A 26,298-nucleotide genomic window follows, 5' to 3' on the forward strand; every position below is an offset into this window, starting at 1 on the left:
CAATTATACTGTTTCAAAGAACTCAAGCGTTTTGCTGTCTTGTGTCAGCGTTACAAACGCTTTTTTCCATTCGCTAGTATATCCGGAATAACGTCCGTACCGTTTTGGTTTAGCTGGAACACGAAGCGTGTTCACGTTTTTCACTTTTACGTTGAAAATAGCTTCCACGGCTTTCTTGATCTCGGTTTTGTTTGCACGGATATCGACTTCAAATACATATTTCAAGTCATTCATCATGTCAGCAGTACGTTCCGTAATAATCGGACGTTTTACAATATCACGAGGATCTTTCATTACGCGAGCACCTCCTCTACCTTCTGAACTGCTTCTTTCGTAATGATCAGTTTGTCGTGCGAAAGCACGTCAAGAACATTAATGCCGTCAGCAGCTACGAATTTCACGCCTGGAATATTCCGTGCGGAAAGAGCTACATTATCATCATAGCTAGGAGCTACGATCAAAGCCTTACGTCCCACTTTGAGGTTACTCAAGATGGCTGCGAATTCTTTAGTTTTAGGCGTGCTCAACGTGAGAGCGTCCAAAACGATAATGTCATTGTCAAGCACTTTGGATGAAAGGGCTGATTTGATCGCCAAACGGCGAACTTTCTTAGGCAGTTTATACGCATAGCTCCGTGGTGTTGGACCAAATACGATACCGCCGCCTTTCCACTGTGGTGAACGAATTGAACCTTGACGAGCGCGACCTGTACCTTTTTGTTTCCAAGGCTTACGTCCACCGCCACGTACTTCAGAACGTCCTTTTACTTTGTGGGTACCTTGACGAAGGGAAGCGCGTTGCATAAGAACTGCATCGTACAGAACGTGTTGGTTCGGTTCAATTCCGAAAACCGCATCGTTCAATTCAACTTCGCCTACTTGGCTACCATCTACATTGTAAACTGATACTTTTGGCATTTTGTGTTCCTCCTTTCTTCAGTGGTTATTTTTTCACCGTTTCTTTAACTTTAATGAGACTGTTTTTCGGTCCAGGAATGGAACCTTTCACGAGCAACACGTTACGCTCAGCGTCTACTTTAACTACTTCAAGACGTTGGATTGTAACAGTATCATGTCCCATGTGTCCTGGCAGGCGTTTGCCTTTAGGAACGCGGTTAGCTTGGATCGAACCCATTGAACCAGGGCCACGGTGGTAACGCGAACCGTGTGACATAGGTCCAGTGCTTTGTCCCCAACGTTTGATAACGCCGGCAAAACCTTTACCTTTAGAAATACCCGTTACGTCAACGAATTCGCCTTCAGCGAAAATGTCAGCTTTCAGTTCTTGGCCAACTTCATATTCTGCGATGTTGATACCGCGAACTTCACGAACGTAGCGCTTAGGGGCAGTATTCGCTTTTTTAGCGTGACCTGCTTCTGGCTTGTTAGCATTTTTCTCTTTCTTATCGGAGTAACCGATTTGAATTGCTTCGTAGCCATCGTTCTCAATGTCTTTCTTTTGCAAAACAACACAAGGGCCTGCTTCGATAACCGTTACTGGAACGACGTTACCTTCAGGAGTAAATACTTGAGTCATTCCGAGTTTTTTTCCTAAGATTGCTTTCATGTTGACACCTCTTTTCCTTTATACATGGTCTTTGTTGTAGCTTATATTACAATTTAATTTCGATATCTACACCGGACGGCAGATCCAAGCGCATCAAGGCATCCACAGTTTGTGGAGTCGGGTTAACGATGTCGATCAAACGTTTATGTGTACGTTGTTCGAATTGTTCCCGAGAATCCTTGTACTTGTGCACCGCACGAAGAATAGTAATGATTTGTTTTTCAGTAGGAAGCGGAATCGGACCGGATACACCAGCACCCGAACGTTTTGCTGTTTCAACAATTTTCTCCGCGGATTGATCAAGAATTCTGTGGTCGTAAGCTTTCAAACGAATACGAATTTTTTGCTTTGCCATTTTAGTCCCTCCTTCTATCGCCCAATTTTTTATCGGACATACTCCGTGAAAATTTTCTAGCCACTGTCCCATGGCAAAGGGGCCGGGTGTGCCAGTAACCTCTCACATCATCGCAACGTCACAGAACAACATTCATTATTATATAGAAAAGATGGGCGTATTGCAAGCATAATTAAGAAAAACATTTAAACTAATCTTTTCGAGTGAAATGAATTTGTTTAATGTGCTGTTTTCCTACTCTATACTAGCTACCTTAACCAATCTTTCTTTACAATTCCGAATGAAAGTTTAAACCTGATGACGCAGGTTCCGAATCATTTACATAATAAAAGAGTTCTCTATCCGATGTCGGATAAAGAACTCTTCCGAAGCTTCGTTACAATACAATGTTACTCGTTCCAGTACACTGTTGCATATGCTTACTCAGCGTTAAGCTGAATTATTTTTGGATGCTTGCTACGGAACCGGCACCTACTGTACGTCCGCCTTCACGAATGGAGAACTTAGTTCCTTCTTCAATCGCGATTGGGGAGATCAAGGAAACAGTAACAGTGATGTTATCACCAGGCATTACCATTTCAGTACCTTCAGGCAAGTTAATGATGCCTGTTACGTCAGTTGTACGGAAGTAGAACTGTGGACGGTAACCGGTGAAGAATGGTTTGTGACGTCCGCCCTCTTCTTTAGTCAGAACGTAGATTTGAGCTGTGAATTCTGTGTGAGGCTTAACAGAACCCGGTTTTGCCAAAACTTGTCCACGCTCGATTTGAGTACGATCAACACCACGCAGCAATGCGCCGATGTTGTCACCCGCTTGAGCGGAATCCAGCAATTTACGGAACATCTCAACGCCCGTAACTACGGATTTTTTAGTTTCTTCAGTAATACCAACGATTTCGATCTCTTCGCCGACTTTAACAGTACCACGCTCTACACGACCTGTAGCAACAGTACCACGACCAGTGATGGAGAATACGTCCTCGACAGGCATCAAGAAAGGTTTGTCAGTTTGACGCTCAGGCAGTGGGATGTACGTATCGATTTCTTTGAACATCTCAACGATTTTTTGAGCCCACTCACCATCAGGGTTTTGCAGAGCTTCACGAGCGGATCCACGAGTGATTGGAGTATCATCACCTGGGAACTCATATTCGTTAAGAAGGTCGCGAACTTCCATCTCAACCAATTCCAACAACTCTTCGTCTTCAACCATATCACATTTGTTCAAGAATACAACAATGTAAGGTACGCCTACTTGACGGGAGAGCAGGATGTGCTCACGAGTTTGTGGCATTGGGCCATCAGCTGCGGATACTACCAAGATAGCTCCGTCCATTTGTGCCGCGCCAGTGATCATGTTTTTAACATAGTCGGCGTGACCTGGGCAGTCTACGTGAGCGTAGTGACGAGTATCAGTTTCGTACTCAACGTGTGATGTAGAAATTGTGATACCGCGTTCGCGCTCTTCTGGAGCTTTATCGATTTGATCGAATGCGATTGCTGCACCACCGTAAGTTTTGGACAATACAGTTGTGATTGCAGCAGTCAGAGTTGTTTTACCATGGTCGACGTGACCGATAGTACCAATGTTAACGTGGGGTTTATTACGTTCGTATTTAGCCTTTGCCATTTGAACGTGGCCTCCTTAAAATTATAATTTTATGTTTTCACTAAATGAAGTGCAAAGAATACATGACTCTTATGCACTTTCATCCAATGAGAGAAAACTACTCGGTTCCTTTTGTTTTAGCAACAATCTCTTCAGCGATGCTCTTAGGAACTTCTTCATAGTGAGAGAGCTCCATGGAGAATACGCCGCGTCCTTGAGTACCGGAACGAAGAGTTGTAGAGTATCCGAACATTTCAGACAAAGGTACTTTAGCACGGATGATTTGGGCTCCACTACGGGAATCCATACCTTCGATGCGGCCACGACGGGAGTTAAGCATACCCATAACGTCACCCATATACTCTTCTGGAACGGTTACTTCTACTTTCATGATTGGCTCAAGCAGAACCGGCTTACATTTGTCTTTCGCAGCTTTCAGCGCCATCGATCCGGCAATTTTAAATGCCATCTCGTTGGAATCGACATCATGGTAAGATCCGTCTACGATTGTAGCCTTAACGTCAACAAGCGGGAAGCCTGCAATAACGCCGTTTTTCATTTGCTCTTCGATACCTGCAAGAGCTGGTTGAATGTATTCTCTTGGAACAGAACCACCGACAACCTTACTTTCGAACTGGCTGCCTGTACCCGCCTCGAGAGGTTCGAACTCAACCCATACGTGACCGTATTGACCACGACCACCGGATTGACGAACGAATTTACCTTCAACGCGCGCTGGTGCACGGAACGTTTCACGGTAAGCTACTTGTGGTTTACCCACAGTAGTTTCAACCTTGAACTCACGACGCATACGGTCGATGATGATATCAAGGTGAAGCTCACCCATACCTGCCAAGATTGTTTGGCCTGTTTCTTCGTCAGTATGAGCACGAAGAGTTGGATCCTCTTCTGTCAACTTACCGAGAGCAACACCCATTTTGTCTTGGTCAGCTTTGGTTTTAGGTTCAACGGCGATTTCGATAACCGGATCAGGGAAGTTCATTGACTCCAGGATAACCGGGTTTTTCTCATCACACAGTGTATCACCTGTACCTGTATCTTTCAAACCTACGGCAGCTGCAATGTCACCGGAGTAAACTTCAGTGATCTCTTGACGGCTGTTCGCGTGCATTTGAAGGATACGACCGATACGCTCACGTTTGTTTTTAGTTGCGTTCAATACGTAAGATCCGGATTGAAGAACACCGGAGTAAACGCGGAAGAATGTCAACTTACCAACGTAAGGGTCAGTCATAATTTTGAATGCCAATGCGGAGAAAGGCTCTTCATCGGATGACTTACGAATTGCTTCAGTTCCATCTTCAAGATGACCCGTGATAGATGGAACATCTGTTGGAGCCGGCAAGTAGTCGATAACAGCATCCAACATCAGTTGAACACCTTTGTTACGATACGAGGATCCACAGATAACCGGGAAGATCTTAACATCAACTACACCTTTACGGAGGGCAGCTTTGATCTCATCAATAGTGATTTCTTCGCCTTCCAGGTATTTCATTGTCAAATCTTCGTCGAGTTCAGCAACACGCTCAACCAATTCGTTACGGAGTTCTGCAACTTGATCAGCAAATTCCGCAGGAATTTCAGTTTCTTCGATATCTTGTCCCAGGTCATCTTTGTACATATGAGCCTTTTGTGCAACGATATCAATGATACCTTTGAAATCATTTTCAGCACCGATCGGAAGTTGGATCGCAACTGCGTTCGCTTGAAGGCGATCACGCATGTCAGATACAACGTTCAGGAAGTCAGCACCGATGATATCCATTTTGTTTACATAAGCGATACGAGGTACGCCGTACTTATCAGCCTGTCTCCATACGGTTTCGGACTGAGGCTCAACGCCTTCTTTCGCACTGAATACACCAACTGCTCCGTCCAATACACGAAGGGAACGTTCAACTTCAACAGTGAAGTCAACGTGTCCCGGGGTATCAATGATGTTAACGCGGTGGCCTTTCCAAGCAGCGGTAGTCGCAGCGGAAGTAATCGTAATTCCGCGCTCCTGTTCCTGTTCCATCCAGTCCATTGTCGCAGCGCCTTCGTGTACTTCACCGATTTTGTGCGTACGTCCTGTGTAGAACAAGATCCGCTCAGTTGTCGTGGTTTTACCCGCATCAATATGAGCCATGATCCCGATATTACGTGTATTTTTCAAGGAGAACTCTCTTGCCATGAAATGGGTCTCCCTTCAAAATTGAAGTTATTATTGTGAACCGAATCCTACCAACGGTAGTGAGCAAACGCTTTGTTCGCTTCAGCCATTTTGTGCGTATCTTCACGTTTTTTAACGGAAGCGCCTGTGTTGTTGGAAGCGTCGATGATCTCAGCCGCCAAACGCTCTTCCATTGTTTTCTCACCGCGGTTGCGGGAGTAGTTCACGAGCCAACGTAATCCCAAAGCAGTACGTCTCTCTGGTTTTACCTCGATTGGTACTTGGTAGTTGGCACCGCCGACACGGCGAGCTTTAACTTCCAGGACTGGCATGATATTCTTGATTGCTGCTTCAAATACTTCCATCGGGTCATTACCCGTACGTTCTTGAATCAACTTAAACGCATTATACAGAATGCTTTGAGCAACACCGCGTTTTCCGTCGAGCATGATGCGGTTGATCAAACGAGTAACCAGCTTGCTGCTGTATACCGGATCTGGCAACACGTCTCTTTTCGTAACTGGACCTTTGCGTGGCATGGATATCCCCCTTTCTTTCTTCATGAGCACATCCTACACCTCCTGGGATTAACCCAGAAGATATTCAGGACTGCTACTTATAATATTTTAGGCTTTTTTAGCTTTTGGACGTTTAGCACCGTATTTCGAACGAGCTTGCATACGGTTGTTCACGCCTGCAGTATCAAGAGCTCCGCGAACGATGTGATAACGAACCCCTGCAAGGTCTTTAACTTTACCTCCACGGATCAACACAACACTGTGCTCTTGAAGGTTATGTCCGATACCCGGGATATAAGCAGTTACCTCGAGACGGTTCGTCAAACGAACACGGGCATACTTACGAAGTGCAGAGTTTGGTTTACGTGGAGTCATTGTACCTACACGAGTGCAGACACCACGTTTTTGTGGGGCACTGATGTTAGTTGATTCACGTTTCAAAGCATTGAACCCTTTTTGCAAAGCTGGTGATTTGGACTTTTCAACTTTAGCTTGACGTCCTTTACGTACCAGTTGGTTAATAGTTGGCATGTGATTGCCACCCCCTTCCTCAATTGTTCATGTTTCTTTATAAACCTCTTATGCTAAGTCCACAGACCCAGGCGGTTCATAAAAAGACAAATGAAAAGTTTTTGCCTTGGAGAATCCCTAAAAGTTCTCGGACAAAAACGTTCCTTACCGTATCATTTTACGACAGCAGCCATTGCTGCTCCTACTCCAATCCCGCAAGCTTTGCCGAGATTTTTCATTGTGTCCACTTTCGTGCACTTCACATTGTGTTGTTCACACAAGGCAATGATTTTGGAAGTAAGCTGCGGATCACAATCTTCAGCCACATAAACTTCAGAAGCCATACCTGTCTGAACCATCCGCGTGGTCTGTTTGGTACCTATTTTGACATGAGCATCTTGCAGACCTTTTTCATTAGACATTGTTCATTCCTCCGAATAGGACCAAATACAATCAGCTACTCACGCACCTTTGATATATTAGCATCTAGCGCAAGCAATGTCAATGCTAATCCTAAAACATTTTATTTAAAGTTTTGCCACACCGGGAAACATCCTTCTGTACGAAACAGCCGTCGTCTCCCGGCGTACAAAACTCTAGTTCAACCTTATGATAAGGATGAATCTAGTTAAATATCTTAATCAACCGAAACTGGTTCAAGTTCTTCAACTGAAGATTGACCATCTTCCGGCTCAGCAAATTTGATGCTGCGGTAACGGTGCATACCTGTACCTGCAGGAATCAATTTACCGATGATTACATTCTCTTTCAGACCGAGCAACTGATCGACTTTACCTTTGATCGCTGCATCTGTCAGTACACGTGTAGTCTCTTGGAACGAAGCCGCCGAGAGGAAGGAGTCTGTTTCCAGGGATGCTTTCGTAATACCGAGCAGGATTGGTTTCGCAACCGCAGGCTCTTTATCACTCAGAATCGCTGTTTTGTTAGCTCTTTCGTACTCATGCGTATCCACGAACGATCCTGGCAACAACGTAGTGTCCCCTGCATCGACGATACGGATTTTACGCAACATTTGACGGATCATAACTTCAACGTGTTTGTCATTGATTTCTACGCCTTGGTTACGGTATACGCGTTGTACTTCCTGCAAAATGTAGTTCTGCACGCCACGTACGCCTTTAATGCGCAGCATTTCTTTTGGATCGATAGAACCATCTGTCAACTCGTCGCCTGCTTCAATTTCCATGCCTTCGCTAACGCGTACACGGGAACCGTAGGTAACAGAGTATACTTTGGATTCTGCTTCACCTTGAATTTCAATTTCGCGACGATCTTTCGCTTCGCGAATTTCTTTAACAACACCATCGATTTCACTGATTGTTGCCTGACCCTTAGGATTACGAGCCTCAAACAACTCCTGGATACGCGGCAAACCTTGCGTAATATCGTCTCCGGCTACACCACCGGTGTGGAATGTACGCATTGTCAGCTGTGTTCCTGGCTCACCAATGGATTGTGCTGCAATAATACCAACTGCTTCACCGATCTCCACGTGTTTACCAGTCGCCAAGTTGCGACCATAACACTTCTTGCAGACACCGTGACGTGCACGGCAGCTAAGTACGGAGCGGATTTGCAGTTTGGTTACGCCAGCTTTGATGATTGCTTCAGCTTTATCAGAGTCAATCAGCTCATTGCGGTGTGCAATAATTTCTTTTGTTTCCGGATGACGAACAGTCTCGAAGCAGTATCTGCCTTCAATACGATCGTAGAGATCCTCAATAACCTCTTTACCATCCTGGATACGACTTACCGTAAAGCCTTTATCAGTACCACAATCATCTTCACGCACGATCACGTCTTGTGCCACGTCTACGAGACGACGAGTCAGGTAACCTGAATCCGCTGTACGCAGGGCCGTATCGGCCAAACCTTTACGGGCACCGTGAGTCGAGATAAAGTACTCGAGTACCGTCAGACCTTCACGGAAGTTCGATTTGATTGGGAGTTCAATGATTCGACCAGACGGGTTGGCCATCAGACCACGCATACCGCCCAATTGGGTGATTTGCGATTTGTTACCCCGTGCTTTGGAGTCAACCATCATCATGATGGAGTTGTAACGATCCATCGATTTCATCAGAATCTCGGTGATATCATCTTTCGATTTCGACCAGATATCAATGATGCGGTCATAGCGCTCTTCGTTCGTAATCAGACCACGACGGTACTGGTTCGTAACGATTTGTGCTTTTTCCTCAGACTGTCTAAGGATTTCAAATTTCTCAGGTGGAACGATAACATCCGACACCGCTACAGTGATACCCGCACGAGTGGAATACGTGAATCCGAGTTGTTTGATTTTATCCAAAATAACGGCAGTTTCCGTTGTGTGATAAATTTCAAAACAACGCGCGATGATAGAACCGAGATATTCTTTACCGACACCACCAGCCAAAGGAGCATTCATGATCGCTTCTCTAAGGTCAGCACCCTTCTCATAAACAAATGAATGCTCTGCAGTACCTTGGTAAAGGTTCGCACGAGTTGCATCATTGATGTAAGGGAAGCTTGCCGGGAAGATCTCATTAAAGATGATTTTGCCGATGGTAGTCAGCAACATTGCATCTTGTTGCTCTTCGGTGAAGATTGTTTTGCCAAGCGCTCTAACCGGGATGGCTACACGTGCATGCAGTCCTGCAGTACCACGTTGGTACGCGGACACAGCCTCGTTAACCGTACGCAAGATCATGCCTGTTCCCTTTTCTTCCTTGTTGTCCATGGTCAGGTAGTAAGAACCAAGCACCATATCCTGGGAAGGGGTAACAACCGGTTTACCGTCTTTCGGGTTCAAAATGTTACCTGATGCAAGCATCAAAATACGTGCTTCCGCTTGAGCTTCAGCGGACAATGGAACGTGCACGGCCATTTGGTCACCGTCAAAGTCGGCATTGTATGCCGTACATACGAGTGGGTGAAGACGAATTGCTTTACCTTCAACAAGAATCGGTTCAAATGCTTGAATACCGAGACGGTGAAGCGTAGGGGCACGGTTCAGAAGAACCGGGTGCTCCTTGATAACTTCTTCAAGAACATCCCATACTTCAGGACTTACGCGCTCAACTTTACGTTTAGCGCTCTTGATGTTGTGGGCAAGCCCTTTATTTACAAGCTCTTTCATAACGAAAGGCTTGAACAGTTCAAGTGCCATATCTTTAGGCAGACCACACTGATACATTTTCAGGTAAGGTCCAACTACGATAACGGAACGACCAGAATAGTCAACCCGTTTACCGAGCAAGTTCTGACGGAAACGTCCTTGTTTACCTTTCAGCATATGGCTGAGAGATTTCAATGGACGGTTACCAGGACCCGTTACAGGGCGTCCACGACGGCCGTTGTCAATTAATGCATCAACAGCTTCCTGAAGCATCCGTTTTTCATTTTGCACGATAATGTCTGGCGCGCCCAAATCAAGCAAACGTTTCAGACGGTTGTTCCGGTTAATTACACGGCGATACAGGTCATTCAGGTCAGACGTTGCAAAACGTCCACCATCCAGCTGTACCATCGGACGAAGTTCCGGCGGGATAACAGGAAGTACATCCATGATCATCCATTCAGGTTTATTACCCGAGTTGCGGAATGCTTCGATTACTTCCAGACGTTTGATAGCACGGTTACGACGTTGTCCTTGAGCAGTGCGGAGCTCTTCCTTAAGGAATTCAAGCTCTTTGTCTATATCAAGGTCTTGAAGCAATTTTTTAACTGCTTCTGCGCCCATACCAGCCTGGAACCCATATCCGTATTTCTCACGGTAGCTGCGGTATTCTTTCTCGGACAACAGCTGTTTTTTCTCCAGTGGAGTTTCTCCTGGATCAGTTACTACATATGATGCAAAATAAATAATCTCCTCGAGAGATCTTGGAGACATATCCAAAGCGAGACCCATGCGGCTCGGAATACCTTTGAAGTACCAGATATGCGATACCGGAGCAGCGAGCTCAATATGGCCCATCCGTTCGCGGCGTACTTTCGCACGTGTGACTTCAACGCCACAGCGATCACAGACAACGCCTTTATAACGGACGCGTTTGTATTTACCGCAATGACATTCCCAGTCTTTTGTAGGGCCAAAAATCTTTTCGCAGAACAGCCCTTCTTTTTCCGGTTTCAACGTACGATAGTTGATCGTTTCCGGTTTTTTCACTTCTCCGCGGGACCAAGAACGAATTTTTTCTGGGGAAGCAAGCCCGATCTTCATGTATTCGAAATTGTTGACGTCCAACAAGGAGCAACCCTCCTTAACCAAGTCCTGTATTCTAGGTTACGCCCCCTCCGGCCGAAGCCGGAGCAAGACGCGAGCCTGATGAAAAACGCCGGTCATCATGCGCCCGAAGCGGTTACTCCGCTCCGACCTCTGTACCCTCAAGGTTGAGGCTGAGCTTATCGCTCGCAGCGTCATCTTCATCGTCCATTTCTTTCATTTCAATCTCTTGCTCATCTTCGCTCAAAATCTTAACGTCCATACCCAAGCTTTGCAGCTCTTTGATCAATACTTTGAATGACTCAGGAACACCTGGTTCCGGAACATTCTCGCCTTTGACGATGGACTCATATGTTTTCACCCGACCTACAACGTCATCGGACTTAACAGTCAAGATTTCTTGCAGTGTATAGGCCGCACCATAAGCCTCAAGCGCCCATACTTCCATCTCCCCGAAACGTTGTCCACCGAACTGGGCTTTACCACCCAGAGGCTGTTGCGTAACGAGTGAGTAAGGACCTGTGGAACGAGCATGGATTTTATCGTCAACCATGTGCGCCAGCTTGATCATGTGCATGACGCCAACAGTAACTTCACGTTCGAACTCTTCTCCCGTACGACCGTCGTACAGAACGGTTTTACCATTCCGCTGCATACCTGCTTCTTCCATCGTATCGAAGACGTCATACTCCTTCGCTCCGTCGAATACAGGAGTAGCTACGTGAATACCGAGCTGCATGGCTGCCATACCCAAGTGAACTTCAAGCACTTGACCGATGTTCATCCGGGAAGGTACGCCCAGCGGGTTAAGAACGATTTGAACTGGTGTACCGTCTGGCAGGAAAGGCATATCTTCTTCCGGCAGGATACGGGCCACGACCCCTTTGTTACCGTGACGTCCGGCCATTTTATCACCCTCGGAAATTTTCCGTTTTTGAGCAATATAGACACGAACGAGCTGGTTAACACCTGGAGGCAGTTCATCACCATTTTCACGGGTGAAGACTTTTACATCGACTACGATACCGTCAGTACCGTGAGGTACACGCAAGGAAGTATCACGTACTTCACGTGCTTTCTCACCAAAGATTGCATGAAGGAGACGCTCTTCTGCAGTCAGTTCTGTTACACCTTTTGGTGTTACTTTACCAACCAGAATGTCACCAGCACTGATTTCTGCACCAATACGGATAATACCGCGCTCATCCAGATTACGCAGCGCTTCTTCCCCAACGTTAGGGATGTCACGCGTGATCTCTTCAGGTCCGAGCTTAGTATCACGTGCTTCAGACTCATACTCCTCGATATGGATCGATGTGTAGACATCTTCCTTCACGAGTTTTTCGCTGAGCAGGATCGCATCCTCGTAGTTGTAACCTTCCCAAGTCATGAAAGCAACAACGACGTTACGTCCCAGTGCCAATTCACCCATTTCCGTCGAAGGACCGTCTGCAAGGATGTCGCCAGCTTTGACAACAGCACCTCTTTTGACAATCGGACGTTGGTTAATGCATGTTCCTTGGTTCGAACGCATAAATTTGTGTAATTTATATTTAACGATATCGCCTTTGACTTCTTGACCATCGACTTCTTCAATACGACGCAACCAAATTTCATTCGCAGAAGAACGTTCAATAATCCCGTCATATTTGGAGACAATACATACACCGGAATCTTTCGCGGCTTTATGTTCCATACCTGTTCCGACAAGCGGTGCTTTTGGAATCAAGAGTGGAACGGCCTGCCGCTGCATGTTTGATCCCATGAGCGCACGGTTGGAGTCATCGTTCTCTAGGAACGGAATGAGCGCCGTAGCGACGGATACAACTTGTTTAGGAGATACGTCCATGTAGTCAACGCGCTCACTCGGCATCGTAAGGATGTTATCCGACTGCTTGTTGTAACGTACAATGATCGCTTCTTCTTCAAATGTACTATCTTCATTCAGCTTCGCATTCGCTTGAGCGATTACATAGTTGTCCTCTTCGTCTGCTGTCAGGTAATCGATTTGCTCGGTTACGACACCAGTCTTCGGATCTACCCAGCGATAAGGAGCTTCAATGAAACCATATTCGTTCACACGGGCAAATGTCGACAATGAGTTGATCAAACCAATGTTTGGTCCCTCTGGTGTCTCGATTGGACACATCCGGCCATAGTGGGATGGATGCACGTCACGGACTTCCATGCCGGCACGCTCACGCGTCAAACCACCTGGTCCGAGAGCGGACAGACGGCGTTTATGCGTCAACTCACCCAATGGGTTCGTTTGATCCATAAACTGTGACAATTGGGAGCTACCGAAGAACTCTTTAATGGATGCGATAACAGGACGTATGTTAATCAAAGCCTGAGGCGTGATTACGTTAGCATCCTGAATGGACATTCTCTCACGAACTACACGTTCCATACGGGATAAACCGATACGGAATTGGTTTTGCAAGAGTTCACCAACCGAGCGAAGACGACGGTTACCCAGGTGATCGATATCATCTGTGCTTCCGATGCCATGCAAAAGGTTAATGAAGTAACTGATAGAGGAAATGATATCAGCTGGTGTAACGTTCTTCACTGATTTATCAATGTTAGCATTGGCAATCAGTTTAACGACCTTACCATCCTCAATCGGTGAAAACACATCAATCGTTTGCATCGGGATATCATTGGCATCCAAAACGCCGTTAGCCACATGATATGTGCGGAAACCAACACTTTTCTCCAGTTGCGGCATGATTTCATCCAACAGACGACGGTCTATCATTTGACCTGCTTCGGCAATGATTTCACCGGTTTCGGTATCCACAAGAGACTCAGCCAAACGTTGGTTGAACAAACGGTTCTTGATGTGCAGCTTTTTGTTGATTTTGTAACGACCCACATTAGCAAGGTCATAACGTTTTGGATCAAAGAAACGAGCGACGAGCAAGCTTTTCGCATTATCAAGCGTTGGCGGCTCGCCCGGACGAAGACGCTCATAAATCTCAATCAGCGCTTTCTCCGTAGAATCCGTATTGTCTTTGTCCAGCGTGTTGCGGATATATTCGTCATTACCGAGCAGATCCAGAATCTCAGCGTCTGTGCCAAAACCAAGTGCACGCAGGAGAACCGTCACCGGTATTTTACGTGTGCGGTCGATCCGGACGTAAACAACATCCTTCGCGTCCATCTCCAGTTCGAGCCAAGCGCCGCGGTTAGGAATAACTGTAGCGGTATACGTTTTTTTGGCGTTTTTATCTACTTTGGTACTGAAGTAAACGCTAGGAGAGCGAACCAACTGGCTGACAATAACCCGTTCCGCACCATTAATAATAAATGTGCCGGTGTCGGTCATCAGCGGGAAATCTCCCATGAATACTTCCTGCTCTTTGACTTCGCCGGTTTCCTTATTAATGAGCCGGACTTTGACCCGAAGCGGTGCTGCATAAGTAACGTCGCGCTCTTTCGCGTCATCTACTGTATACTTCGGTTCACCGAGACTGTAGTCGATAAATTCCAAAATCAAGTTACCTGTAAAATCCTGGATCGGCGAGATATCCTGGAACATTTCGCGCAACCCTTCCTCCAAAAACCAATCGTAAGATTTTTGTTGGATTTCAATCAGGTTCGGAACTTCGAGTATCTCGTTAATTCGTGCATAACTGCGCCGAGTGCGTCGACCATATTGAACAAGATGTCCTGCCAACTTAAACTCACCCCTCAATGTCTACTCACTTTAAAAATTTCGTTGCGAACCTCTGTTTGTAACCTTATAATGGTACACATACAGAGCAAAGCAATGCATCCACAAATAAAGAAAAGCCCTTACTCGAATGTCGTTCGAAAAAAGAGCAACTTTGATCGGCGGATGTCTTTCCAAAACATACTTATCCCCAGTTTGCCCAAAATGTACATATTATACGCCAAACGTTGGCATAATAAGCCCGTTCGGCGTAAAAAAGGTTGACATTTTTAGTTAGCTAAAGCCAAATAGGGCATCTTAATACTGACATTTTACAATAATACCACGACCTGAATTTCAAGTCAATAGTCCTATTGCAAAAAAAATGCTCCCCTGCTTACTTTACAAATCAGGATTTAGCCTAAAGGCGCCTCTTCCAATTTTACCGCTTTGAAAATTCGGTAGCCTTTATCCTTCGTTACTTCCTCCACTCGTCCAAAGAGAGATTCCAGCTTCGCTTTTGCCGAAGGTGCTCCCTGCTTTTTCTGAATGACAATCCATAACGCTCCGCCCACCTTCAAATGACGATACGCCTGTTCAAAGATCGTATGCACGGTTTCCTTACCCGCACGGATCGGAGGATTCGTTAGAATCGCGTCAAAGTCTTCCTTTTTAACTTCTGCCAGAAGATTGCTTTGCATAACCGTTACATTCGTTATGCCATTCGCTTTTGCATTTTCCTTGGAAAGCTCAACGGCTCTCTCATTGATATCGATCATGGTGACATGTCCATCCGGTACAAGTTTAGCTGCTGTAAGACCAATTGGCCCATACCCGCAACCCACATCCAGTACATGAGCTCCAGCAGGCAACTCTATAGCATCAATCAGCACTCTGCTGCCGTAATCGATTCCGTTTTTGGAAAATACCCCTGCATCCGTAACGAGTCGTAATTTCCATCCGCGTAGCTCCGCTTCTGTAGCCCGTCTGTCATGTGCCACCTGCGGTTTGTCCGAATAATAATGATTGGACATGTCCTCACTCACTTTCCATTTACAATTACAGCAACAAACCCCTTGATATAAGTCAAGGGGTTTGTTGTTTTGTTCATTTAGCTAATGAAAGCCAAATTATTTAACTTCGATTGAAGCGCCTGCTTCTTCAAGCTTAGCTTTAACCGTTTCTGCTTCTTCTTTGCTAACTTTTTCTTTCAACGCTTTTGGAGCGTTGTCAACTACTTCTTTTGCTTCTTTCAGGCCAAGACCTGTGATTTCGCGAACTGCTTTGATAACGTTGATTTTGGAAGCACCAGCGCTAGTCAAGATTACGTCGAACTCGGATTGCTCAGCTTCAGCTGCAGCAGCTCCGCCACCTGCAACAGCTACTGGAGCTGCAGCAGTTACGCCGAATTCTTCTTCGATTGCTTTAACGAGATCATTCAGTTCCAGTACAGTCATGCCTTTGATTGCTTCCAAGATTTGCTCTTTACTCATGATTGAACCTCCATATATAATATTATTTTTTTTGTAATTCATCACTGCTAAGCAGCATTCAGATCAAGTTGCTTACGCGCCTTGTTCTTCTTTATCAGCAACAGCTTTAACCGCAAGCGCGAAGTTGCGCACTGGCGCTTGAAGCACGCTGAGGAGCATGGAGAGGAGACCTTCGCGGGATGGCAATTCTGCCAATGCTTTGACTTCTTCTACTCCAATTACGCGACCTTCTACGACTGCACCTTTCAATTCCAGTGCATCGTTCTTTTTCGCGAAGTCGTTCAGAATTTTGGCTGGAGCCACTACGTCGTCTACGCTGAATGCAATTGCACTAGGACCTGACAGTACTTCGTTAAGTTCTGTCAGTTCTGCTGCAGCTGCTGCGCGGCGAAGCAACGAGTTTTTCAGCACTTGGAATTCGATTCCGGCTTCACGAAGCTGCTTACGCAGCTCAGTTACTTGGGCAACGTTCAAACCGCGATAGTCAACAACAACGCTAGTAGCGCTCTCGCGCAATTTTGCTGTTACTGCATCAACGGATTCTTGTTTTGCTTGAATCACTTTTGCGTTTGCCAAACTGTACACCTCCTGATCAAATTTATCCCAATAAGAAAAGCCTCCGTAGAATCACGAAGGCTTGATATATACTCATAACCGATTTGCATCGTTCTAAGTTCTATAATCACACCTCGGCAGGGAATTAAGCCAAAATGGCACCTACTGTCTACGGTAAGCATATTCAAATGTCAACGGTCAGTCACTCGGACTCACAACTTTTATAGATTATCAGAACAGGACAAGCCTGTCAAGTGATATTATCTAAAAGATGCTGCGTTCACGCGTGCTCCAGGGCCCATCGTGGAAGAAAGACTTACATTCTTCAGATAAACACCTTTTGCTGCCGCCGGTTTAGCACGAGTCAAAGCATCCATGAGAGCTTTAAGGTTCTCATTCAGTTGCTCTGCAGAGAAAGAAGCTTTACCGATCGGTGCATGAATTTGACCTGCACGATCCAGACGATATTCGATTTTACCGGCTTTGATTTCTTGAACAGCCTTGGATACATCGAAAGTTACCGTTCCGGCTTTAGGGTTAGGCATCAGACCTTTACCGCCGAGCAGTCGGCCCAATTTACCTACTTCACTCATCATGTCCGGTGTCGCTACGCAGACGTCGAATTCGAACCAGCCTTGTTGGATTTTGTTGATCATGTCTGCATCACCAACATAGTCCGCGCCAGCCGCTTCCGCTTCTTTCGCTTTGTCACCTTTTGCAAATACCAATACGCGTTGTGTTTTACCTGTGCCGTGTGGCAAGACAACAACACCACGTACTGCCTGGTCTTGTTTACGTGGGTCAACGCCCAAGCGTACTGCTGCTTCGATCGTTTCATCGAATTTTGCAGTGGCTGCCTTTTTCACAAGCTCTACAGCTTCTGAAGGCTCGTAAGTTGCTTCGCTGTCAATCAGCTTGGCAGCTTCCAGGTATTTTTTACCGTGTTTAGCCATGTTATATTCCTCCTTTGTGGTGTTAGCGGATATACCTCCCACATCAACCGGCCGCGAATCGGCCGGCTTTACGAAGCCATGTTTCAGATGAAAAATTAGTCTTCGATGGTGATACCCATGCTGCGGGCAGTACCTTCGACCATACGCATTGCAGACTCAACGTCAGCAGCATTCAGGTCAGGCATTTTTTGTTCCGCGATTTGACGTACCGCATCACGTTTAACGGTAGCTACTTTTTTCTTGTTCGGTTCGCCGGATCCTTTTTCTACTTTAGCTGCCACTTTCAACAGAACTGCTGCTGGTGGAGTTTTAGTAATGAAAGTAAAGGAACGGTCTTCGAATACTGTGATTTCAACAGGAATAATCAATCCCGCTTGATCGGCTGTACGAGCGTTGAACTCTTTACAGAATGCCATGATGTTGACACCTGCTTGACCCAAAGCTGGACCTACCGGAGGCGCTGGATTCGCTTTACCTGCTGGAATTTGCAGTTTTACCATTTTGATTACCTTTTTTGCCATGATTGACACCTCCTTGCAAAATAGTGGTTAACGGGCCTCTCAGCCCTCCCACAAGAAACTTGAAGAAACTATATCTTCTCCACTTGCGTGTATTCCAACTCAAGCGGTGTTTCCCGTCCAAACATGTTCACGTGCACTTTCAACTTGCTTTTGTCTACCAAGATTTCTTCCACGGAGCCCACAAAATTCGCAAAAGGACCAACTTTAATACGTACGGATTCCTTAATATCGAATTCAATTTTAGGCTTCGGCTCAACCATGCCCATATGCTTCAGAATTTGTTCCACTTCTTCAGGCAGCAAGGCTGTTGGTTTGGACCCGGAACCTGTCGAACCGACAAATCCCGTAACACCTGGTGTGTTGCGAACAACATACCAAGAGTCATCCGTCTGGACCATTTCGACCAAGACATAACCGGGGTAAACTTTACGCATAACGGTTTTTTTCTTACCGTCTTTGTTCACCACTTCTTCTTCCATAGGAACAAGAACGCGGAAAATCTTGTCTTCCATGCCCATGGACTCTACGCGTTTTTCCAAATTGGCTTTGACCTTATTCTCATACCCTGAATAGGTATGAACGACGTACCATCTTTTTTCCATATCAAGCCACCTGGGACCCTTCTTAAATAATCGCTTCGATCACAGCGGAGATGCCGATATCAACGACCCAAAAAAACAGCGTCATAACCACAACAGTACCAAGAACGATCAATGTGTAGTTGGTCAGCTCTTTACGATTAGGCCAGCGAACTTTTTTAAGTTCAGCCCAGCTTTCAGAGAAAAAGGAAATCAGAGATTTGAAACTACGTTTCACGCCGACTACACCTCCAAAAAACTATCTGGTTTCGCGATGAGAAGTCTGCTCGTTACAAAACTTGCAAAATTTCTTCATCTCCATGCGGTCGGGGTGATTACGCTTGTTTTTCGTCGTAGTGTAATTTCTTTGTTTGCAATTCGTACAAGCCAAAGTAATAATTACCCGCATGATGTACACCTCCCGAAGACTTCCACATTGAAGCGGAGTCTCTAAATTGATCCTAAAAAAAAGCCGCGAATTTAGGCCTACCTAAAACACTTTATCATATGGGTATAACCCTGTCAATGAAAGATTAGCCTCTCATCATTGGGTAAAAGTTCCTTACAAACACATTTGGTTTCGCATCTCTGTTTTTTCTCTTCTCCTGCATGGACCAAGCGATTACTAGTATAATCATTCTTTTACTTTATAAACTTGAGGCAGCAAAAAAAGACTCAAACCCCGAGCCTTTTCCGTCAACGACAACATGTGTTCAATTATCTCGAACTTCCAGGTACTTTTCAAGTTTGCGCTTCACGCGCTGAAGTGCATTATCAATGGACTTCACATGTCTGTCCAAATCCACTGCAATCTCTTGATAAGATCTCCCGTCCAGATACAACATCAATACTTTACGTTCCAGATCACTCAGAATCTCAGACATCTTATCTTCCAGGCCCACAAACTCTTCCTGATTGATGATAAGCTCTTCCGGATCGCTGACCTGTGTTCCACAAATCACATCGAGTAACGTACGATCGGACTCTTCGTCATAAATAGGCTTGTCCAGTGATACATAAGAATTAAGCGGAATATGCTTCTGACGTGTTGCTGTCTTGATTGCCGTAATAATCTGTCGTGTAATACACAACTCGGCGAAAGCTTTGAAAGAAGCGAGCTTGTCCCCTTTGAAATCCCTAATGGATTTATAGAGTCCAATCATTCCTTCTTGAATGATATCCTCCCGGTCAGCTCCAATCAGAAAATAAGATCTTGCCTTGGCGCGTACAAAGTTACGATATTTGTTAATCAAAAACTCCAGCGCTTCGCTTTCACCTTCACGGACCGCTTCGACAATGTCTTCGTCACTTTGGTAATCATACTTGGATAACATGATATCTTTGAGGTCGACACTCACAGACAATCCCTCCGGCTGCAACGCAAGGTACCCCGTTACTCTACTCTATGAAATATAGGATCAGTATATATGATGGTACCTCACACCGTCAACCACGCTCTGCCTAAAAAAGAACATCAATAACATAATTGTCAAGAGTTTCAAAATTCTAATTTCTGTAAAACCGTGCTGTTATTCCCGGCGCCATCGCTCAAACTGCTTCAAAACATCCGGACTTAACTTCCCGCCGAGCGTATTTCGCGTCGCTTTAGCCTGATCTTCTTCCAGACGTTTCTGTAACTCTTTTTCGTTCTGCTCTACTTCGATGAGCAATTCCCTTGCGGATACACGCAGAGCTCCCTGTCCAAAAATGACATGCTGCTCTACCATATCACTTGTAGCCACATAGATTTGGCGTCTTCGCGTGCTTAGTTCCCGAACGAGTCTCTCAATGCATTCGTCTGCCGTCTCTCTTTCCTTTGTGAAAAAGATCTGTACTTTGCTCTGTGTAAAGGATTTACCGAGTCCTGGCACGAGGTAGGCGTCAAAAACAACAATGACTCTCAAGCCGGAGAATGCCTGATAGTCGGCTAGACGAGAGAGAAGCCTGTTGCGGGCCTCCTCCAACCCACTCTCCGCCAATCGGGATAGCTCCGGCCAGTCACCAATCATGTTGTACCCGTCTACAAGAAGCACATCACGGGAATCAGCCATATCTTCTAGTCCTGCGCTTGGCGCGAGCGGAGCACTTCATACATGACAACCCCCGCTGCCACGGAAGCATTCAGGGAATTAATCTGTCCTTGCATCGGCAATTTGATCAGCACATCACATTTTTCACGAATGAGCCGTCCCATCCCTTTGTTCTCGTTCCCGATCACGAGGGCTACCGGGCCTGTAAAGACTCCGTTCCCGAACACGCTCTCCTGAGCAGCAACATCCGTACCCACAACCCACACGCCCTCTTCCTTAAGACGATCAATGGTTTGACCAAGATTGCTTACACGAGCAACGGGCACGTACTCTACCGCACCTGCAGATGTTTTGGATACGGTCACTGTAACTGCAGCTGAGCGCCGTTTGGGTACAATGACACCATGGGCACCTGTGCAGTCGGCCGTCCGCAAAATTGATCCAAGATTATGAGGATCTTCAATCTCATCCAGCAAAATCAAAAATGGATGTTCATTTTTTGCAGCCGCTGCAGCAAGAATGTCTTCAACCTCCACATAAGCGTAAGGTGCCGCTTGCGCCACCACTCCCTGGTGTTGAACGCCCGGGACCGTCTGATCCAGTTTACGCTTGTCTACATGCTGAATAACAATACCCAGTTTTTTCGCTTCCGTGATAATCGGTTGAGTCAGATGTTTTTGCGCGGTATCTGCAATCCATATTTTATTAATGGTCCGGCCTGAACGCAGCGCCTCCGTCACGGAGTGTTTACCGGCGATCCATTCTTCTTCCATCTTTATTCGATCCTCTCTATAACGCCTTGTAATTCACTACGCCATGATCAGCGCACCTTACAGAGCTGTTTTTGTTGTAATTAATATTATTTTGTAGGTAATTGCAAATTTTGTTCGGCATGCTCGATACCCTGACGAATCAGTTCAATCATGCGATCATGCCGACCACTGCTATACAGGTAACCGATCAGACACTCCAAAGCTGTGGCATGTCTATATTCCAAAACGTCTGCGTTTTTGGGAATACTGCCGGACTTGGCATTACGACCTTGTCTGACAATGTCACGCTCTTCCTCGGTCAGCTCAGCCTCAATACCAGTGAGAATACGGCTCTGTGCCTTCGCCGATACCAAGCCTGTCGCACTACGGTGCAGATGGTTGGGGCGCATGTTGGCTTTAGATAACAGATACTGTCGTACGGCTACCTCATATACCGCATCCCCAATATAGGCAAGAGCAATGGGTGGAATCAACCGTGCAGGCCGAGATGGGGGATAAGGAAACCATCCCCCTTGGTCAACTTGCAGAGACTGTTCATCTGGCTGTTGTTCCTTTGGTTGCTCGACATGCTCGACAGATTCAGACAACTTATTCAGTTGTTCCTCGCTCATTTGCGCCGCCATCTCATTCCTTGAGCCGTATCCTCAAGCAAGATGCCCTGCGCAGACAGTTCATCCCGAATTTCATCAGCACGTGCCCAGTTTTTGGTCTTACGTGCTTCGTTACGTTCTTCAATTAGACGTTCAATTTCTTCGTCCAAGAGTTCCGGTTCCGCCTCGGTATAAATGCGAAGCACCGCATTCAGCTCACTGAACAATTCCAACAGGGCACGAATGTCCGCAGCATTAACCACATCTTGCTGCAGTAGTTGGTTAGCTTCCCCAGCCCACTCAAACAGCGCCGTGATTGCATCAGGCGTATTGAAGTCATCCTGCATTTTTTGATGATACTGCTGACGAATTTGCTCCAGCCTAGCAGCGAACTCTGCCGACACAGCCTGGTCCACACTTACAGCCTGCAAGCGATGTTTCAGGTTGCCCACGCTATTAGCGATCCGGTCTACACTGTTCTGCGCCTGCTCCATCGTATCTTCCGTAAAGTTCAACGGATTGCGATAGTGAGTAGACAACATGAAGTATCGAATGGCTTCGCGTTTGTATTGATTTCGAAGGTCTTTAACAAGCACACCGTTACCGAGTGATTTCGACATTTTTTCATTATCGATACGGATAAATCCATTATGCATCCAGTAGTTTGCGAGCGGTTTGCCCGTCAACACCTCGGATTGAGCGCATTCGCACTCATGGTGCGGGAACTGCAGATCCTGTCCTCCACCGTGAATATCCAGTGTATCCCCCAGATACTCCCGTGCCATGGCAGAGCACTCAATATGCCAGCCTGGACGACCATCGCCCCACGGACTGGACCAGAAGATCTCACCCAGCTTCGCAGCTTTCCAGAGTACAAAGTCTTCCGGGTGCTCTTTGCGCTCATCTACACCAATGCGAATTCCAAACTGTAATTCCTGAAGGTTTTGCTTCGACAGTTTGCCATACTCTGCGAATTTGCCTGTGCGATAATATACGTCACCGCCATTTTCATAGGCAAAGTCCTTTTCAACCAGCTCACGGATAAAATCAATAATGAGCGGCATGTTTTCCGTTACTCTAGGATTACTGCTTGCCTTTGGAATACCCAGCCCTTCGAGGTCTTCGTAATAAGCCGCAATAAACTTCTCGGCGACATGAGGAACATCCGTCCCAAGCTGCTCGGCTTTACGAATGAGCTTGTCATCGACATCCGTGAAGTTCACGACATAGTTCACCTCATGACCGGTCTGTTCCAGGTATCCGCGAACCGTGTCGAAAAAGATAACCGGACGTGCATTTCCGATATGAATGTAATCATATACCGTTGGCCCGCACACATACATTTTCACTTTTCCTGGCTCTTGGGGAATAAAATTCTCTTTGGTACGACTCATCGTATTGTAAATTTGAAGCGTCATAGTCACTTTCCTTTCATCCGTTTCCATCATTATTCTATTGTACCACGGGAAAACTCACTTTCACGGGTACTCTTCAAAGTACGCACTTCTTCACGCAATTGTTCGATCTCTTGCTGCATGCTGCGCAGGGAATCGATGACCGGGTCGGGAAGCTGCTGATTCAGACGGTCCACCCGGCGCCCATCCTGCTTCACGATTCTGCCCGGTATGCCTACAACGGTGCTGTTTGAAGGGACTTCCTTCAGAACAACCGAGTTCGCACCAATATTGCATTGATCCCCCACACTGAAGGAACCAAGCACCTTCGCCCCGGATGATATAACCACATTATTGCCAATTGTCGGATGTCTCTTCCCTTTTTCTTTACCCGTTCCGCCAAGCGTTACCCCCTGATAAATGACAACATCATCCCCGATTTCACACGTTTCCCCAATTACGACTCCCATGCCATGGTCAATAAACAACCGATTGCCAATGGTAGCCCCAGGATGGATTTCGATGCCTGTCATAAAACGGCTGACCTGTGAAATGAAGCGGGCGAAAGAAAACCATCTCCGCTTGTATAAAAAGTGTGCCATCCGGTGCGCCCATATCGCATGCAGCCCCGAGTAGGTAAATACAACCTCAAGCCAACCCCGGGCCGCCGGATCGTTTTCAAACACCGCCTGGATATCTGATCTGATCTTCTTGAACATGCTCGTTCCCCTCTTGTTCAGGTCTTCGTCCTCCGGCTTACCGGATGGCGCGGCCCTCATGGTAGTGTACTTCCGACTCGACCTAAACAGAAAACGCCCCTGCAGCTATTTAAGCTGCAGAGGCGTTTATCGCGGTCCCACTCTGCTCGGTTCATGCCTTAACATACAAGAACTGAGCAGCGTGTTATAGCTGCCTCATATCCTTGCACAAGAATGAACCCTCAACAGTTCCGTAACGGGAACCAACCGTCACAACCTATCCTGACGTTTTCCTCTCTTCTACAAAACAAGAGGCGGGGCCGGATTCGGCTGTGCAGCTCACGGGTGCATTTCGACTGGCGGACAGCGGATGGCTCACAGCCACCGCAGCAAAGAATCTTGTTCTCTACTGCAGGACCATCCTCTCTGAATCTGTCCGGTTCAGCCTACTTCTCCCGGTCTTTGCTGTTTTTATGATGAATGATAAAATCATACCATTTAACCTTTGTGTTGCTATTATAGCGAAAAGGTTATGGACTGACAACAATCTTCCTTCATATCGGTCTGAACGAAGCTCCACCCTTAAGTCCAAAGCAAACTAAAACAGGGGTACTCTTACGCGCCTTTAACCTGAGCATACAATCGATCAATAACCGTATCGCGGCCAAGCAATACAATCGTTTGGTTTAGATCGCGGCCATGAGTCTGTCCTGTCAGAGCAACACGGATTGGCATAAACAGCTGTTTACCCTTAAATCCGGTCTCCTTCTGAACTTCCTTGATCAGCGCAGCCATCTTGCTTGGTGTAAATTCGTCGCTTGCCTGTACCTTATCAGCAAATGCTTTCAGAACGGTTGGCACCTGCTCTTCTGCCAGTACAGCGGCCCCTTCACTTTCCAGCTCCAGGTGGGAACGGAAGAACACTTCCGACAATTCTACGATATCGGAGGCAGAATTCATCTGCTCCTGATAGAGGTGAACCAGCGTATATGCCCATTCTTTCTGTTCCGGAGACAGCTCAGTAGCAATACGCCCCGCTTTTTGCAGATGTGGAATCGCCATTTCGGCAATGCGATCCGGGTCCGCATTTTTGATGTAATGGTTGTTCAAGTGAGCCAGCTTATGGGTATCAAATACCGCCGGGCTCTTGGACAGACGCTTCGTATCAAAAATGGAGATTAACTGCTCCTGCGAGAAGATCTCTTCTTCTCCTTCAGGCGACCAGCCAAGCAGGGAGATGAAGTTAAACATCGCTTCCGGCAAATAGCCGAGCTGATCATATTGTTCAATAAACTGAATAACGGACTCATCCCGTTTGCTCAGCTTTTTGTGGTTTTCATTCACGATCAGCGTCATATGCCCGAATTGCGGAGGCTCCCAGCCAAGCGCTTCATAGATCATCAGTTGACGCGGTGTGTTAGAGATGTGATCCTCTCCACGCAGGACGTGAGAGATCTTCATCAGGTGATCATCCACAGCAACTGCATAGTTGTACGTGGGAATGCCGTCTTTTTTCACAATAACGAAGTCGCCGGATTCCTTGCTGTTGAATGAGATTGTACCTTTTACCATATCATCAAACGTATATGTCTGTTCTGTCGGTACACGGAAACGAATACTTGCCACACGGCCTTCCGCTTCAAATGCACTTTGTTGCTCCGGTGTCAGATCACGGTGTTTGCCCGAATAACGCGGTGTTTCTCCACGAGCTGTCTGTTCCTCGCGTTCTTGTTCCAGCTCTTCTTCTGTGCAATAACAGCGGTAAGCCAGACCTTTGTCCAGCAATTCCTGCGTATATTTACGATAGATGTCCAGACGTTCCGTCTGACGGTATGGTCCGTACTCTCCGCCGACATCAATACTTTCGTCCCACTCGATTCCGAGCCATTTCAGGTATTTCAGCTGGCTTTCTTCACCACCGGCAATATTGCGTTTCACGTCCGTATCCTCAATACGAATAATGAATTTGCCGTTATTATGTTTGGCATACAAATAGTTAAACAGCGCTGTACGGGCGTTCCCGATATGCAGGTGTCCCGTTGGACTTGGCGCGTAACGCACGCGAACTTCGGTGCTCATAATATCCCCTCCGT

At 46.4% G+C, this 26,298-nt stretch carries 26 protein-coding genes and 1 other annotated feature; all 26 genes read right to left on the reverse strand.

Annotated features, from left to right (window positions below; translation table 11 throughout):
* Positions 1–3 precede the first annotated feature (3 nt).
* Entirely contained in the window at positions 4–294 is a 291-nt protein-coding gene (gene rplW, locus P364_RS0129340) for a 50S ribosomal protein L23 (protein ID WP_024633586.1), read from the reverse strand.
* Positions 294–917: a 50S ribosomal protein L4 gene (gene rplD / locus P364_RS0129345; RefSeq protein ID WP_017692076.1), complete on the reverse strand. Its 624-nt coding sequence runs from the start codon at positions 915–917 to the stop codon at positions 294–296. The genes rplW and rplD overlap by 1 nt, the downstream gene beginning before the upstream one ends.
* Before the next feature lie 25 nt (positions 918–942).
* Positions 943–1,566, reverse strand: a complete 624-nt coding sequence (gene rplC / locus P364_RS0129350) for a 50S ribosomal protein L3 (RefSeq protein ID WP_024633587.1) — start codon at positions 1,564–1,566, stop codon at positions 943–945.
* A gap of 46 nt (positions 1,567–1,612) precedes the next feature.
* Positions 1,613–1,921 carry a 30S ribosomal protein S10 gene (rpsJ, locus tag P364_RS0129355; RefSeq protein ID WP_017692074.1) on the reverse strand — a complete coding sequence of 103 codons (309 nt, stop codon included), beginning with the start codon at positions 1,919–1,921 and terminating at the stop codon, positions 1,613–1,615.
* A gap of 439 nt (positions 1,922–2,360) precedes the next feature.
* Positions 2,361–3,551: an elongation factor Tu gene (gene tuf / locus P364_RS0129360; RefSeq protein WP_024633588.1), complete on the reverse strand. Its 1,191-nt coding sequence runs from the start codon at positions 3,549–3,551 to the stop codon at positions 2,361–2,363.
* A 97-nt stretch (positions 3,552–3,648) separates the two neighbouring features.
* Entirely contained in the window at positions 3,649–5,727 is a 2,079-nt protein-coding gene (gene fusA, locus P364_RS0129365; RefSeq protein ID WP_024633589.1) for an elongation factor G, read from the reverse strand.
* Positions 5,728–5,774: 47 nt separating this feature from the next.
* Positions 5,775–6,245, reverse strand: a complete 471-nt coding sequence (gene rpsG / locus P364_RS0129370; protein ID WP_024633590.1) for a 30S ribosomal protein S7 — start codon at positions 6,243–6,245, stop codon at positions 5,775–5,777.
* Between the two features lie 87 nt (positions 6,246–6,332).
* Complete coding sequence (gene rpsL / locus P364_RS0129375; protein ID WP_017692070.1) at positions 6,333–6,755, reverse strand: 30S ribosomal protein S12; 423 nt, start codon at positions 6,753–6,755, stop codon at positions 6,333–6,335.
* 152 nt (positions 6,756–6,907) lie between these two features.
* On the reverse strand, positions 6,908–7,156 hold the full coding sequence (locus P364_RS0129380; RefSeq protein WP_024633591.1) for a ribosomal L7Ae/L30e/S12e/Gadd45 family protein: 249 nt from the start codon (positions 7,154–7,156) through the stop codon (positions 6,908–6,910).
* 215 nt (positions 7,157–7,371) lie between these two features.
* A complete protein-coding gene (gene rpoC / locus P364_RS0129385; protein WP_024633592.1) occupies positions 7,372–10,986 on the reverse strand; it encodes a DNA-directed RNA polymerase subunit beta' in 3,615 nt (1,204 codons plus the stop codon).
* Between the two features lie 112 nt (positions 10,987–11,098).
* Positions 11,099–14,644: a DNA-directed RNA polymerase subunit beta gene (gene rpoB / locus P364_RS0129390; protein ID WP_024633593.1), complete on the reverse strand. Its 3,546-nt coding sequence runs from the start codon at positions 14,642–14,644 to the stop codon at positions 11,099–11,101.
* 392 nt (positions 14,645–15,036) lie between these two features.
* Positions 15,037–15,654, reverse strand: a complete 618-nt coding sequence (locus P364_RS0129395) for a class I SAM-dependent methyltransferase (protein ID WP_024633594.1) — start codon at positions 15,652–15,654, stop codon at positions 15,037–15,039.
* Positions 15,655–15,750: 96 nt separating this feature from the next.
* Positions 15,751–16,113 carry a 50S ribosomal protein L7/L12 gene (gene rplL / locus P364_RS0129400; RefSeq protein WP_024633595.1) on the reverse strand — a complete coding sequence of 121 codons (363 nt, stop codon included), beginning with the start codon at positions 16,111–16,113 and terminating at the stop codon, positions 15,751–15,753.
* 72 nt (positions 16,114–16,185) lie between these two features.
* Positions 16,186–16,689 carry a 50S ribosomal protein L10 gene (gene rplJ / locus P364_RS0129405; protein WP_024633596.1) on the reverse strand — a complete coding sequence of 168 codons (504 nt, stop codon included), beginning with the start codon at positions 16,687–16,689 and terminating at the stop codon, positions 16,186–16,188.
* A 24-nt stretch (positions 16,690–16,713) separates the two neighbouring features.
* Positions 16,714–16,861 (reverse strand) — a sequence feature (ribosomal protein L10 leader region).
* Between the two features lie 67 nt (positions 16,862–16,928).
* Positions 16,929–17,621, reverse strand: coding sequence for a 50S ribosomal protein L1 (gene rplA / locus P364_RS0129410; RefSeq protein ID WP_024633597.1), 693 nt, complete (start codon positions 17,619–17,621; stop codon positions 16,929–16,931).
* Positions 17,622–17,716: 95 nt separating this feature from the next.
* Positions 17,717–18,142 (reverse strand): 50S ribosomal protein L11, encoded by a 426-nt coding sequence (gene rplK, locus P364_RS0129415; protein ID WP_024633598.1) that lies wholly within the window; start codon positions 18,140–18,142, stop codon positions 17,717–17,719.
* A 68-nt stretch (positions 18,143–18,210) separates the two neighbouring features.
* Positions 18,211–18,744, reverse strand: a complete 534-nt coding sequence (gene nusG, locus P364_RS0129420; protein WP_024633599.1) for a transcription termination/antitermination protein NusG — start codon at positions 18,742–18,744, stop codon at positions 18,211–18,213.
* Between the two features lie 22 nt (positions 18,745–18,766).
* A complete protein-coding gene (gene secE / locus P364_RS0129425; RefSeq protein ID WP_024633600.1) occupies positions 18,767–18,958 on the reverse strand; it encodes a preprotein translocase subunit SecE in 192 nt (63 codons plus the stop codon).
* Between the two features lie 21 nt (positions 18,959–18,979).
* Complete coding sequence (rpmG, locus tag P364_RS37060; protein WP_072735843.1) at positions 18,980–19,129, reverse strand: 50S ribosomal protein L33; 150 nt, start codon at positions 19,127–19,129, stop codon at positions 18,980–18,982.
* 304 nt (positions 19,130–19,433) lie between these two features.
* Positions 19,434–20,078, reverse strand: a complete 645-nt coding sequence (gene sigH, locus P364_RS0129430) for an RNA polymerase sporulation sigma factor SigH (protein ID WP_024633601.1) — start codon at positions 20,076–20,078, stop codon at positions 19,434–19,436.
* 171 nt (positions 20,079–20,249) lie between these two features.
* On the reverse strand, positions 20,250–20,771 hold the full coding sequence (locus P364_RS0129435) for an NYN domain-containing protein (protein ID WP_024633602.1): 522 nt from the start codon (positions 20,769–20,771) through the stop codon (positions 20,250–20,252).
* 5 nt (positions 20,772–20,776) lie between these two features.
* Positions 20,777–21,523 (reverse strand): 23S rRNA (guanosine(2251)-2'-O)-methyltransferase RlmB, encoded by a 747-nt coding sequence (gene rlmB / locus P364_RS0129440; RefSeq protein ID WP_024633603.1) that lies wholly within the window; start codon positions 21,521–21,523, stop codon positions 20,777–20,779.
* A gap of 86 nt (positions 21,524–21,609) precedes the next feature.
* Positions 21,610–22,134 (reverse strand): Mini-ribonuclease 3, encoded by a 525-nt coding sequence (locus P364_RS0129445; protein WP_024633604.1) that lies wholly within the window; start codon positions 22,132–22,134, stop codon positions 21,610–21,612.
* Positions 22,131–23,531 carry a cysteine--tRNA ligase gene (cysS, locus tag P364_RS0129450; protein ID WP_024633605.1) on the reverse strand — a complete coding sequence of 467 codons (1,401 nt, stop codon included), beginning with the start codon at positions 23,529–23,531 and terminating at the stop codon, positions 22,131–22,133. The genes P364_RS0129445 and cysS overlap by 4 nt, the downstream gene beginning before the upstream one ends.
* Positions 23,532–23,560: 29 nt before the next feature.
* Positions 23,561–24,226, reverse strand: coding sequence for a serine O-acetyltransferase (cysE, locus tag P364_RS0129455; RefSeq protein ID WP_024633606.1), 666 nt, complete (start codon positions 24,224–24,226; stop codon positions 23,561–23,563).
* Between the two features lie 594 nt (positions 24,227–24,820).
* Positions 24,821–26,284, reverse strand: a complete 1,464-nt coding sequence (gene gltX / locus P364_RS0129460; protein ID WP_024633607.1) for a glutamate--tRNA ligase — start codon at positions 26,282–26,284, stop codon at positions 24,821–24,823.
* Positions 26,285–26,298: the final 14 nt, after the last annotated feature.

This window comes from Paenibacillus sp. MAEPY2 (assembly GCF_000499205.1).
Taxonomy (GTDB): Bacteria; Bacillota; Bacilli; order Paenibacillales; family Paenibacillaceae; genus Paenibacillus; species Paenibacillus vandeheii.